Below are 12,330 nucleotides of genomic sequence, written 5' to 3' on the forward strand. Positions count from 1 at the left end.
CGCGCCGGCAGGCCACGGTCGCGCGAATCCGCCGCATGGCGCGCGGCGATGTCGAGGTAGGGGCGCAGTTCCGGCACGTTGCGCGCCTCGGCTTCCCGCGCCACCACGCCGGCCTCCGTCGTCAGCGTCGCGCGATCGGCGGAACGGCCGAGATCGGCGACGATCCGCGCATAGCCGTCGAGCGCGAGCTCACGCTCCACACGCAACTGTTCCAGCGCCGTCGCCCATTGGCGGCGCATCTCGGGGCTGGACTGCACGACATCGGCGCCGGACAGCAGCGGCTGGATGCCATCCATCCGTCGCTGCGACTGTCCCGCCGCGCGTGCCAGCACCGCAGCGCCCTCCAACTGCGCGCGGATGCCGGCGCGTTCCTGTTCCAGGCGCTGACGTTCGGCCGCCATCAATCCGGCCTCCAGCCGGTCGAGGCCCTGGCGCAGGCGCGGATCGGCACCTTCCCGCATCGCGGCGATCTGACGACGAGCGTTCTCGGCTTCCGTGCCGCTCGCGCGGCTCTCGGCCTCGAAAGCGCGGTTCAGCGCCTCGGCCCGGCGCAGGCTGGTCGTGACATGCGCGGCCAGTGCGACGCGGAAGCCGACCGAGGCAAGCCGCGTCGGCTGCCCATCCGTCGCATCATAGGGCGGCACCTCGATCCGCAGGGATGACCGAAGTGCTGCCTCCGGCGTGCGGAAATCGCCACCCTTCACGACCACGCCGCCGGCCTGGCCGTGCAAGCGCCCGACACGCACCGCGCGGAATGGTTCCAGCACCAGTTCCCCGACATTGCCGAGCATGTCGTGCAGACCGAGCGGATTGGGTTCCAGCATTCCGACCGGCTGCGCACGCCCCGCCGCGGATCGCGGCCCTTGGAACCAAGCGTAGCGCGAGGTCCCCTCCGGCATCGGGAAAGTGCGGCCGAGGAAATCCAGCTCGCTGACCGCTGCACCACCGCGCGCGGCGTACTCCCACTCCTCCTCGGTCGGCAGGCGCACGAAGGCGGGCGTGCCGTCGGCCTGCGGAAGCCGCGCGGCGGCGTTGCGCAGCAGCCAGGTGGTGTAGCGCTGGGTGAAGGCGACGGCATCGAACCAGGACAGCGTGGCAGCCGGCAGCCGCCCATTGGCCGATGGCGTCGGGCAGCGTTCCTCCATCACCGCGGAATACTGGTCGCGTGTGACCTCGTACTTGCCGATCCAATAGACGGCGCCCTCGCGTCCCTGCTGGGCGAAGGGGCCGGCGACCGCCTCCCGCCGCGCGAATTCCGCGACGCCACCAGCCGGGTCGGTGGTACCGAGCGTGACCGGCCGGTCATCGAGCGCTCCGGGGCCTGTCGGTGTCTCGACCGCTCGGAACGCCATGGCACCGCCGCAGGGCATGGGCAGCACAAGGTCGCCATCGGCCGCGCGCGGATTGGTAAAGTCGGTGGACCACGGCGCCTGCGCCAGCGCCGGCGCGGCGATCAGGCAGGCCAGCAGGATTGCGAGAGAACGCATCAGCCTTCCGCCAGACCTTCCGCCGGCGCGACCGCCGCCGCCCGCAGCCCCGCCAATACCGCGGCGACCAGCGCCCCGGCCAATGTCACCCCGGCCGCCGCCATGCCCATCCCCGCCGTCAGAAGACACACCGGCCGATCCCCCGCGACGGTTCCCGCGAAGGCGCGGTTCAGCACGCCGGCGACCGCTGCGGCCACCCCGAAGGCGAGCAGCGCCCCCGCCAACGCCACCGCCGCCGCCTGCAGCAGCGGCAGCAACAGCAGCGCGCGGCGCTTCATCCCGAGCAAAGACAGCAGCGCCAAGTCCCGCCGCTTGCGCTCCACCTGCGCCCAGAGCCCGACGCCGAGGCTGACGAGATACCCCGCCCCTCCTGCCCCCGCGATCGCGAGGAACAGCAGTGCGAGGTTGCGGTCGAGCCTCAGCAGCCCCGCCACCGCCTCGGCACGCGAAGCGACCTCGATCCCAGCAAGGCGGAACTCGCGATCAAGCGCGGGCACGTCCTCAAGCCGCGCCGCATGCAAACGGAAGCCGGCGAAAGCGCGCCCGCGCGCATCCTCCACACTGCCCGGCCGCGCATCGACGGCGGCGTTGCCATCGAGGAAATCCTCCGCCAGCAGAAGCACCGGCACGCCGGCGAAAGCGGCGTCGCGCAGCGCCGCGGAGGCCGGCGCGATGCCTGTGACCGGCAGCGACAGGGTCAGCACCTCGCGTTCCGTCTCGCGACTGCGCGCGACCGAAGCGAGGGCCGTGTCGCCGGGCGCCAGACCAAGCCGTTCCGCCGCGGTCGGCGACAGCACCAGCCCCTCTCGCGCCGCGACACCCGGCAGCAGCGGATCGCCGGGCCCGGTCGGCAGCAATTCCATCCGCACGCCGCGTCCAAGCCGCGTCGGGTTCTCCAGCACGATCGTCGCCGACAGCGCGCGCGTCCGCGGCACCAGGAAGGCGATGCGCGGATCGGCGGCAAGCCGCGCGAACAAATCCGGTTCCAGCGTGCGGTTCACCACCGAGGCGATCTCCCGCGCCCGCGGGTCCTCCAGCAATTCGGCGCGCAGCCCGGCGACGACGCCCTGCCGCAGCCCGAACAGCACGATCAGCGGCGCCAGCACCGCCGCACAGCCCAGCGCCGAGCACAGGAACAGCACCCGCTCATGCCAAATATCCGCGAGCGCGAGGCGCAGCATCGTCAGGCCGCCTGCGCCAAGGCAGGCCGCGCGAATACCGATCGCGCGATGCCATCCGCACCCGGCGCATGCGTCGTGCAGGCCAGCACCGGATAGCCGGCGCGCGCGGCGCGATCCGGATCATGCGTCGCGACCAGCAGCGCCGCGCCGGAACCCGCGCATTCCCGCCGCAGCAAGGCCAGCACCGCATCGGCGAGTTCCGGATGCACCGAGGCCGTCGGCTCATCCGCCAGCACCAGGGCGGGGCGATGCGCCAGCGCCCGCGCGATCGACACGCGCTGCCGCTGCCCGACCGAGAGTTCCGCCGGCCGCTTGCGCAGTTGCGCGGCGATGCCGAGTTCCTCCGCCAGCATCCGCACCCGCGCGGCGTCCTCGCAACCCGCGATGCGCTGCGTCAGCGCGATGTTCCCCGCGACGGACAGATAGGGCAGCAGCCCGCCGGTCTGTGGCACCACGCCGATCCTGCGCGCGCGCAGCGCCGCCAGCGCATCGCGCCTTCCATCCCGCCACAGCCGCGCGATGTCGGCGCCGGCAAAGGCGAAGTCCCCCGCATCCGGCGGTGAGGCGAGTGCCAGCATCATCAGCAGCGTGGACTTGCCGCTGCCCGACGGCCCGGCGAGCGCCAGCGCCTCGCCCTGCACCAGGTCGAATTCCGGCACCTGCAACGCGAAGGGCGCCGCATCCCCGCGATAGGCCTTGGTCACACCGCGCAGGGACAGCAGGGGTGTCACGGCAGGGCTTCGAGCGGCACGGGGAAGAACGCCTCCCCACCCGGCCGGCCATCAAGCGTTACCCACAGGTCCGGCCGCGCGGCGAACTCCTGGTAGAGCCGAAGCTTGGTCTCGATGCCGTTGATCAGCTCGCGCTGCGCCGCCGCGCCCATGGCGAGCCATTCCTGTTCGGAGAGCTCCATCACCTGCGACTGATACGGCAGCCCGTCGAGATACTCACCGAGCGCTTGGCCGACGCGCGCGAGGTTGCCCAGCCGCGCCGGATCGCGCGCCGTCGCCGCGAAGGCCGCGCGCAACTGACCGAAGAACGACCGCGGATCGGTGCGGCCGGCGAGGCCCGCATCGAGGATCCGTGTCAGTGCCTGCGACAAATCCGACAACTGGTTGCGCGTCAGCAGCACGCGGATGTCGAGCGCCGCGACGGTCGGGTCGCGCAGGTCGCGATCCGTGGTGAAGGACCGCACCACATCGGGCGCCGTCGTCCCGCCTTCCCGCCCCAGATAGGCGAGCCGCATCGCGGTCGCGACGATCTCGACCTGCTGCGCCATGCGCTCGGCTTCGGGCGTGCGGGCCGGTTCCACGCCGCCGACCGGGCGGCCGACGGTGTCCGCCACCTGGCGGAACAGCGCGTTGGTCAGCCCGTTCACCACGCGCTCGAAGGCCTGCGGGCTGCCGCCCTCCACCGGGAAATACAGCGAGCCCGCCGCGCCGTAGCGCGTCAGTTCCTGGTACTGCGCGCGGGCATGGGCGTGGTTGGACCGGCCCTCGGGCGTCTGCAGGTGGATCGCAAACAACGCGATGCCGCGCGCTTCCGCCAGCGCCTTGATCTCAGGGATGCCAAGCCGCGTCTGCGATTTCGGGTCGGTGGCTTCAAGCGCGCCGGCATCGGTGATCAGCACGACATAGCGCCCGCCGAAGGCCTGCCAATCCACCTGGTCGATGGCGACGCGCAGCCCGGCGATCGCATCCTCATCGAAGCGTTCAGTGGGCACCGTCGCCGCGCGCACCGTCTCCAGCGCCGGCAGGATCGCGGCGGGCGGCTGGGACAGGTCGGGTGCCGCCACCAGCCGCGTGACGTATTCCAGCTGCGGCCGGGCCGAGATGTCGGCCCGATAGGCCACCATGCCGAAGCGGAAATTGTCGCGCACCGCGCTATCGCCGATGCGCCCGATGATGTGGCGGATCGCGTCCCGCGTGCGGTCGATATAGGCCTGCATCGAGATCGTGCTGTCGATCACGAAGACGATGCCGCCGCGGAAGTCCCGCAGCCGCGACGGGTCCGCCTGCTGCGGCGCCTGCCGCAATTCGGCGGGGGCCGAGATCACCTCCAGCAGCCGCATCTGCGTGCCGTCGCGACGCTGGATGGTCTCGGCCTCCAGGATCGGCAGCAGGTAGAAGTTGCGCTGGATGTCGACGAAGGTCTCGGGTTCCAGCGCCAGCACGGGGCTACCGGGTTGGCCCGCCGCCGCGCGAAGTGCGACCGCATCCTGCGTCATGGATGGCGAGGCCAGCAGCCCGCGCAGCGCGGTCGCGTCGCGCAGAAACATGGTGCGCTCCCGCCCGGCGGGATTGGTGAAGGCGCCGACCATGGTGTGGCGCCAATCGACCGCGCGGTCCTCGCGCACCCAGCCCTCGGTGCGGCCATCGGCCTCGCGGCCGATCTCGATCCAGCCGTCGCGGCGGGCATAGACGTGCATCACGCTGAAGCCCGCGACCGGCCGGCCCTGCGCCGCCCCGGGCTGGGCATGCAGCGTCGCACCCGGGCGCAGGATGACGCGCTGGAACAGCGTCGTCTTGCCCGGGATCAGCAGCGGCTGCCGGGCGACGCGCTGCGCCTTTGCCGCGAGGGGCAGCAGCGCGGCAGTGCCGAGGAGGAGCAGGCGGCGCGGCGTCATTGCCAGAAATCCCTGATGGTCAGCGGCGCGTTGAAGTCGCCCTCGCGCGCCCGGTCCTCGAGCCATTGCCGCAGCCGCGCACGCGGTTCGGCCGCCCCGGCATCGCCGCCCGTCGCCGCATCGCGATAGTGCCGCGCCGCCTGGCGCGGGTCGGGGTCGCGGAACGGCCGGCCCGGGACGAAGCCCACGGGATCATACAGCCGTGCGAGCCGCGTCAGCGAGGCCGCATTGCCCGCCCGCGCCGCCGCTTCCCACAGCAGCAGCGCATCGTCGTAGCGGCCGGCATCGTAGCGGCGCGTGGCCTCGGCCGTGATGGCGGCGGGGGATGCGGCGCGGGCGATGACCTCCGGCACCGACAGCCCGTCGAGGCTCGCGGGCGCGCCGGATTCTGCCTGCGGGCGGACCGGCGGAAGGTCGGGCTGCGGCGGCGGCGTGCGCGGCAAGGGTTCGGGCGCGATCTCGATCGGGTCGGTCGGCTGCGGTGGCGGCGGTGCGGGGTGCTCGCGCAGCACGAACCACCAATAGGCGCCGCCTGCCGCTGCGAGAACCAACAGCAGCGCCAGCAGGATCCAGGGCAGCGCGGAGCGCGACGCCGCCACCGGTGCAGGCTCCGGCACCGAAAGCGGCGGCGGTGCGGCGGGGCGCGGCGGCGGCACCGCGATGGTCGCGTCCGGGTCCTCGATTGGCAGTGGCGGCAGCGGGGGCGCCGGCGCAGGGCGTGTGATGGGCGGCGGCACCGCGATGGTATGCCCCGACCCGCCATGCAGCGGCGGCACGTCGGGCCAGAAGAGCGGCGCCTCGATGCGAGCGGCCGGCAGGCGGAACTGAACCGGCCCGGCTTCCAGCCAATCCACCACCTGCGGGCCGAGATAGAGTCGCACGCCCTGTGGCGACGCCTCGACGCGATCCGGGCTGATCAGCGCGTCGCTCACCTGCCAGCCCTCGGCGCCGAGCGTGCCCTTGGCCCAGCCCTCGCGCAGGATGCGGAAGCGCGGATCGGCGGGCAGGTCCATCACCCCCTGCAGCAGGATGATGGCGTGCCCGCCTTCGGGATGGGCGGGGTCGACGGCGGCGCGCACGCCACTCATGCGGCCGCGCCGAGCGCACCCAGGATCTTCCCGAGGCGCGCATTCTCCGCGACGTCGACCTCAAGCCCGCCGGGCGCGGTCACGTTCTCCTCCGCGAGGCGGGAGAAGGCGCTGATCCAATCGACGTGATACTGCTTGTCGTAGGATTCCGGCTGCGGGCCGAGACGCGGCATGCCGTTGACCGGCGTGCGCGGCGCGAAGACGGGACGGTCGGTTCGCCCGGCGCGCGGGCGCGCATCTGGCGCGACATCGCCATAGCCGAGCGTGAAGACGTAGCGGTTCACCACGCCTTCCGCGACCATCACGGGCTTAGACGCACTCTCCGACAATTTCTGGCGATAGGACGCAGCTTCTCGCAGGCGCTGCGCGATGCGCGCGGACAGGCCCGTGCGGCGCGCGCCTGCCCCGATCTGCGCGACCAGCGCGGCGGCGGCGTCGCGCGGCAGCTTGAGTTGCTCAGCCGTCTCGGGTTCGGCGGCCGCGCGGTGCATCTTCTCCATCCACTCCGACACCGCCATGTCGGCGTAGCGTTCGAATGCGTCGCGCGCGCGGTGCTCGCCCTGCGCGGCGGGGGCCACGAGGTCACCTAGCTCGGCGAGGTAGTCCGCCTCGCCCGCACGCGCGCCGACAGGGGCTTCCTCGGCCGGCTCGGTCTGCATGCGCCACCAGGCGGAGGTCAGTTCCTCCGGCGTCACCTGCAGGGAACGGATCATGCGCCCGAAAGCCTGGGCAGAGGCGCAGGCGACCAACGCGCGGCTGACCACACGCGCTTCCTCGCGGCGCTTGTTCAGTTCCGCAGTGAGATCACCAGAATGCCAGTACGGCGACAGCCGCCCTGCCATGTCAAGCCGCAGGGCTTCGAGCCGCGCGGCAATCTGGCCACGCTTGATCGCAGGGTCGCAGACCGGCCGCAGGCTCTCGGCAAGATGCGAGATGCCGCCGTCGTTCAGCGTCATCGCCGCATCCCAGGCGCGCTCGGGATCGGCGAAGTGGCGGCGGCAATCCTCGTTCGTGATGAACTCCTCGCGCAGCCGGGCGATGCGCGGGGCCTCGGAGGCGCGCGGCGCGGCCTCCCTGCCCTGCTCGTCGTAGTCGAGGATGTGCTTCGCCGCGACATTCGGATTGCGCAGCCAGTAGGTATTGGCGAAGGGCCGCCCGGAAGCCCAGTTGCGCGGCCAGTCGTATTCCTTGCCGAAGAAGTCGAGCAGCGAGGCGTTCAGCCGGATGGTCCAGCGGCTGCCGGTGCCTTCCGTCGCGCCCTTCTTCTCCTCGAATTCCGTGTCGAACTTGGTCAGCACCAGGAACAGCGCGTTGCGGTGGCGCGCGCGTTCCTCCGGCGTCACGCCGAGCGTGCCATCCACCCAATCCTTGATCATCCGCGGCAGGGTACGGACTTCCTGGTTGGACGGGCCGATGCAAAGCAGCATCGACGTGATCTCCTGCTCCGCGCAGTAGCGTTGATACAGGTACGCCACCTTGCCGCGCAGGAAGAGGCCCGGCAGCTTGCCCTTCTCCGACAGGAAACGGGCCGGCTGGGTCAGCTTCTCGCGCGATCGTGCACCGGGGAAGTCGAGCAGGTCGGTGACCTCGAAGAAGTCCCAGGGCTTGTCGCGCAGCGCGATGGTCAGCTCGGCGACCAGCGCGGCGAGTGCCGCGCGCGGCAGCATCGCCTGGCGGCCGGAGCGCGTCCGCACCGCGAGCTTGCCATCCGCCGGATCGCCCAGCATGCCGAGCGTGCGGACGTCGATGATCGAGGTCTCGCGCGGGGAGAGCGCGTCGAGCGGCGCGAAAGCCTCGTCCGGGAAGTCGAGCGCGGCGAGCGCGGTCAGCAATTCCTTCGCCGCGGATGTGAAGGCGTCATGCCCGTTCCACAGGATGGAGAAGAACGCCGCGCGTTCCGCCACAGGCAGGCGCGGCGCGATCGATGCCGCCTGCACCCAGAAGGCAGAACCGAGGCCGGGGATCAGCGGATGGCCGCGGAACAGGCCTTCGAAATACTCGCGCAGGTCATCGATATCGTCATCCGTCAGCCGGTCGACCGGCTCGCTGCCGGCGCGGCCGGCGAAGCGCGCGCAATGGGACTGCACGAGCTCCGGCGAGGGGATGTCCACCTCCGCCGGGTCGAAATCCTCCAGGAAGGTGTTGCCGAGGATCTTGATGACATCGGTCTGCGACAGCAGCCGCAACGCGACCGGATTGCCCGGCACCGTTGCGGGCGGGCGCAGGGTGAAGCGAGTGACGAGGCCAGTCGCCTCCTGCCCGCCTTCGGGGTTGATGTCGCGGACGAAATCGAGCGCGGCGCCATCGAACATGGCCGTCACCGAATCCTGGCCGCGCCGCGCCAGCGCCGAGATCAGGTAGGACTTGCCCGACTGCGACGGGCCGAATACCGCGACGCACATCGGTCGTTCGGCGGCGGCTTCCAGCTTGCGCGCGCGGCGGGCGAATTTCCGGAAGTCGCGGGCGATGGCCTGCGCTTCCTCCCGCACCTTGCCGCGGTTGTCGGCGAGCCAGGTCACCGCCTCGCCGGCGGCCTCGGCGGTGCCGCGGGCGGCGGCGGCGAGTGCGACGTCGGTTGACGTGTCGAGCCTCATGCCATCCCCACCACGCCGGTATCGCGCCAGTAGCCCGCTTCGGATTTCATCGTCTGCAGCCGTATCTCCACATCGGTGCGCCGCAGGGCGGTGCCTTCGGAATCCTCGATCTCCTCGACCCGGAAATCCTCGCGCTTCTCCTCCTGGCCCGGGGCGTCGGGGTCCATGTCGGCGCGGCGGATCTTCACCCGCAGCGGTAGCGCCATGCGAGGAACGCTTTCAGGGTTCGCGAATTCCAGGGCGTAGAGCGGTGTCGCCGGCCAGCGTTCGATCGGTAGTTGCCGGAAGCCGAGGAAGGTGGGGGCTGCGAAGGTCATGGTGAATTCGACGCCATCGCCGGCATTGGACCGCTTCTCCAGATCCACTTCCGACAGCAGCACGCCCTGCTCGCGGATCTGGCCCGAGATTTCCATCCGGCCGATGAATCGCGCCGTCGATTTCATCGACAATTGGCTGGTCCGCATCAGGAAGGATTCCAGCCGCCCTTCCGCCAGCGCGCACAGCATCGCGCCGACGGCCGCGCTGGTCTTGGGGTCCTCGATGCGCGCATTGGCGTCGCGGAAGGGATACCAGCCGCCGACAGCATAACGGTGCATGCCGATCATGCGATGCGGCGGCACCGGGGATTTCGCGAGCACGATATCCGTCACCGCACGCAGCCGCGACGGACGGCCGGACAGCAGCAGCACGTCGCAATCGTAATGCCAGACGACCTCGCACAGATCAGCCAGCACCGGGCCGAGGGTCGCCTGGATCACCGCCTCGACGCGGCGCGCATCGGCGGCGACCTCGACATCATGGATCGCGAAGCCGCGAGCGCCGGCCTGGCGTGCCGCCGTCTCGAAGAAGGCGACGGCGCGGGGGTTGGCGGGCTGCGCCTCGGCGTCCAGCACGGCGCGGATGGCGGCGCGGAACACCTCCCCCATCTCGCGGCCTTCGATGCGCTCATAGGCATGCAGCACGGCGAGCCCGACCGGTTCCAGCACCTGGCTGACGAATTGCCGGCGGAGGTGGCGTTCCACTTCGGATTGCCCGCCGCGATCCCCGCCGAGCGTCTGGCGCAGGAAGGCATTGGGATCGGACATGCCGGAAGCCCGCAGCGCATCGGCCACCTGCGGCAGCACCAGATGTGTGATCAGCCCTTCCAGCACCTCGTCGCCCGCGATCTTGAAGCCCTCGCGGAACTCCTGGCGGGGCACGATGGTGTCGCGGTTCTCCACGGACCAGGTCACCACCATCAGGTCCGTGGTCCCGCCGCCGATATCGATGGAGGCCACGCGCAGGCAGGGATTCGGCCCACGTTCCGGCCGCACCCGTCCGGCCAGTTCGAACATCCCCTGCGCATCGCCCTGCAGCCGCTGGGTGATCTCGGTATAGAGCCAGACCACCTGCGTCGCCGTCGCCTCATCGAGGTTCAGCAGCACGCGCGGTTCGGGCGGCGCCGTGGCACCTGCCTCGGTCCAGCCGAGCAGATCCCAGGCGAGCTTGATCGCGCCTTCCGCGCGTTCCCGGAGGATCTTCTGTTCCGCGAGCGGCATCGCCGGCGGCAGCGTAAGGATCACGCGACGCAGCCGGCGCGGCACATCGGCGAAGCGGCGCGCCGCGCGCGTCGCCGGCGCGTTGATCTGGCTCACCGCCTGCATCAGCAACTCGGCCAGCAGGAAGGTGAACATCGACGACCGCGAGAAGCGCGCGCGCACCGCCGGCTGGCCGCGCCCGCGCAGCATGCGCAGCGCCTCGCCGGTTTCCGTCACATGCGCCATGAACGGCCCGGACACGGGCGGTTCCGTCGTCACGCCGTCGCTTGCGCGCCCGTTGAACCGCCAGCCCTGCACATTCGGCCGCCGATCCCAGAGGTACCGCTTGGGCGAGGAAATCCCAGTCGCGCCCTCATTGCCCTGGGTCGCGGCGGCGAGGCGCATCGCCTCCGGCCCCACCCGCACCGGCGACGGCCAGCGGAACGCATTCGCCCGGCCCGACCGGCGCGAGATCGCATCCCGCCCGAAGGAGCCGACCGCGAATTCCACCCGGCTTTCGAAGGGCCGCGCATAGATCTGCTCAGGCCGCGACAGGTCGCGCAGCGCGAGCACGGAGGAATTGTTCAGCGACGGCGCGTCCTGGCTTTCCTCGACCAGCAGCCCGCAGGTGCGCGAATTCCCGACATCCAGCACGAGATCGACATTGATCGGCGCATAGCCGCGATTGTCGGAGACCACATCGACCAGACGTATGCGCGGCAGGATGCCGATCCCTTCCAGCAGGCCCAGGAAGGACAGGTACCGTGCCCAATGCTCGCAGGCATGCGGGAAGTCCTCGGGCCGCAGGGGCCGACCGCCGCGCTGCGCCTGGCGCAATTCGCGGAAGCCTTCCTCCAGCCACTGCCCGACCCAGGATTCGTTCAGGAACCAAGCATTCTCGGCGTGGCTGAAGACCGGGGCGAACTCCTGCTGCCGCGCGCTGTCCTCCGGCGCCGGGGCGACATAAGGCCGCGCCGGGTCGCGCTGCATCAGCGCCGTGTCGAAGGCCAGCACCAGCCGGTGCGACCGCCCTTCTCCGTCCCGCTGCGCAAACTCGGCGACATAGGCGCGCGCCCAGTTGGACGGGCCGCGATCATACACTTCCTTGCCATCCGCCCCGCGCGCATGGACTCGGAAGAAGGGCAGCGGCACCCATTTGTTCAGGAACGCCTCCAACGCCTGGGCGCGGGAGATCGCGTAGGTCTCCTCCGGCGGCGGCACCTGTCGCGTCACGGGATCGGCGAGGTTGCCGTCCTCATCCTGTTCCAGCACGCGCAGGATGGTGGGGGACTTGCCCTCATGGTCCACCTGCTCGCGCAGCATCTCCTCCCAGTAGGAACGCGAGCCGCGCGGCAGCCGGTCGATATCGAAATCGATATCGACGAACTGGATGCCGGAGGACGGCACCAGGCTCATCAGCCCGGCGGTGGTCGAACTGGTCATGAACACCCCATCTCGCGCGGCCGAGTGTGCCGCAGCGCAGCGCCGCGCGCCAACGTGGCCGTGTCGGACCCCGCGCGCATCAGTTCGGGCAATTCAGGCGATACCGCCAACGGGTGTTCGCGAAGGGTCCGATCACCACCACCTCGACGACATTGTCCCCGCCCTGCGGCCGCCAGTCGAAGCCGATGCGCCCCCGCCCACTCACCATGCCCGGCGTGCGCGCGACCACCTGGCCGCGATACCGCACCTCGATGCTGTCCGGCACCGTCTGCGTGTCGTAGTCGAGCGTCACCGGCCCCGGCGTCGGCCCCAGGAAGTGCCGTGTCCGCGTCTCCCCCGCGCCACCCGACTGGGTGTCCACGTTGCAGGGATGCGTGCCGGGCGGCGGTCCGGG

The 12,330-nt window shown here is 71.1% G+C and carries 8 protein-coding genes; all 8 read right to left on the reverse strand.

Annotated elements, in window-relative coordinates:
* The coding region (locus AC2YHJ_RS27595) for a formylglycine-generating enzyme family protein (RefSeq protein ID WP_487399404.1) at positions 1-1,487 on the reverse strand (1,487 nt) is incomplete at its 3' end.
* Entirely contained in the window at positions 1,487-2,668 is a 1,182-nt protein-coding gene (locus AC2YHJ_RS27600) for an FtsX-like permease family protein (protein WP_487399405.1), read from the reverse strand. The genes AC2YHJ_RS27595 and AC2YHJ_RS27600, both read right to left, overlap by 1 nt.
* A gap of 2 nt (positions 2,669-2,670) precedes the next feature.
* A complete protein-coding gene (locus tag AC2YHJ_RS27605; RefSeq protein ID WP_487399406.1) occupies positions 2,671-3,399 on the reverse strand; it encodes an ABC transporter ATP-binding protein in 729 nt (242 codons plus the stop codon).
* Positions 3,396-5,294 carry a vWA domain-containing protein gene (locus tag AC2YHJ_RS27610; protein WP_487399407.1) on the reverse strand — a complete coding sequence of 633 codons (1,899 nt, stop codon included), beginning with the start codon at positions 5,292-5,294 and terminating at the stop codon, positions 3,396-3,398. The genes AC2YHJ_RS27605 and AC2YHJ_RS27610 overlap by 4 nt, the downstream gene beginning before the upstream one ends.
* Entirely contained in the window at positions 5,291-6,373 is a 1,083-nt protein-coding gene (locus tag AC2YHJ_RS27615; protein WP_487399408.1) for a hypothetical protein, read from the reverse strand. The genes AC2YHJ_RS27610 and AC2YHJ_RS27615 overlap by 4 nt, the downstream gene beginning before the upstream one ends.
* A gap of 5 nt (positions 6,374-6,378) precedes the next feature.
* On the reverse strand, positions 6,379-8,976 hold the full coding sequence (locus tag AC2YHJ_RS27620; protein ID WP_487399409.1) for a virulence factor SrfC family protein: 2,598 nt from the start codon (positions 8,974-8,976) through the stop codon (positions 6,379-6,381).
* A complete protein-coding gene (locus AC2YHJ_RS27625; RefSeq protein ID WP_487399410.1) occupies positions 8,973-11,936 on the reverse strand; it encodes a virulence factor SrfB in 2,964 nt (987 codons plus the stop codon). The genes AC2YHJ_RS27620 and AC2YHJ_RS27625 overlap by 4 nt, the downstream gene beginning before the upstream one ends.
* 79 nt (positions 11,937-12,015) lie before the next feature.
* A partial coding sequence (locus AC2YHJ_RS27630; RefSeq protein ID WP_487399411.1) for a hypothetical protein occupies positions 12,016-12,330 on the reverse strand: 315 nt, incomplete at its 5' end.

It is taken from the genome of Roseomonas sp. SRI_022, from assembly GCF_057586215.1.

Excerpts from the sequence above, each read along its gene's own strand:
- AC2YHJ_RS27600 (WP_487399405.1), bottom strand. The coding sequence starts at position 2,668 with ATGCTGCGCCTCGCGCTCGCGGATATTTGGCATGAGCGGGTGCTGTTC.
- AC2YHJ_RS27610 (WP_487399407.1), bottom strand. The coding sequence starts at position 5,294 with ATGACGCCGCGCCGCCTGCTCCTCCTCGGCACTGCCGCGCTGCTGCCC.
- AC2YHJ_RS27620 (WP_487399409.1), bottom strand. The coding sequence starts at position 8,976 with ATGAGGCTCGACACGTCAACCGACGTCGCACTCGCCGCCGCCGCCCGC.
- AC2YHJ_RS27625 (WP_487399410.1), bottom strand. The coding sequence starts at position 11,936 with ATGACCAGTTCGACCACCGCCGGGCTGATGAGCCTGGTGCCGTCCTCC.